Source organism: Pseudomonas sp. PA27(2017) (genome assembly GCF_001945445.1).
Lineage (GTDB): Bacteria > Pseudomonadota > Gammaproteobacteria > Pseudomonadales > Pseudomonadaceae > Aquipseudomonas.
Genome location: NZ_MSXW01000054.1, coordinates 1 through 588, shown reverse-complemented (window position 1 = coordinate 588; position 588 = coordinate 1). Strand labels below are relative to the sequence as shown.

Annotated in this window: 1 pseudogene; it reads left to right on the top strand. The window is 62.6% G+C overall.

Going from position 1 to position 588, the window contains the following annotated elements:
• Positions 1-10: 10 nt before the first annotated feature.
• Positions 11-588 (top strand): annotated as a pseudogene (dctM, locus tag BVH06_RS19750) (C4-dicarboxylate TRAP transporter large permease protein DctM); the annotation flags it as partial.

Below are 588 nucleotides of genomic sequence, written 5' to 3'. Positions count from 1 at the left end.
AGACCAAACGATGACCATCGCCTTTCTGTTCATCGCCCTGTTCGTGCTGATGTTCATCGGCATTCCGGTGGCGATTTCCCTGGGTTTGTCCGGGGCCATGACCATCCTGTTCTTCAGCAACGACTCGGTGCGTTCGCTGGCGATCAAGCTGTTCGAGACCAGCGAACACTACACGCTGCTGGCCATTCCGTTCTTCCTGCTGTCCGGCGCGTTCATGACCACGGGCGGTGTGGCCCGCCGGCTGATCGATTTCGCCAACGCCTGCGTCGGCCATATCAAGGGCGGTCTGGCCATCGCTGCGATCCTCGCGTGCATGCTGTTCGCTGCGCTGTGCGGCTCGTCGCCGGCCACGGTGGCGGCGGTCGGCTCGATCGTCATCGCCGGCATGGTGCGCTCGGGCTACAAGAAGGAGTTCGCCGCGGGCATCGTCTGTAACGCCGGTACCCTGGGCATCCTGATTCCGCCGTCGATCGTCATGGTGGTCTACGCCACCGCCACCGAAACCTCGGTGGGCAAGCTGTTCATGGCCGGTGTAGTGCCGGGGCTGCTGTTGGGCGTGTTCCTGATGATCACCATCTACATCATCGC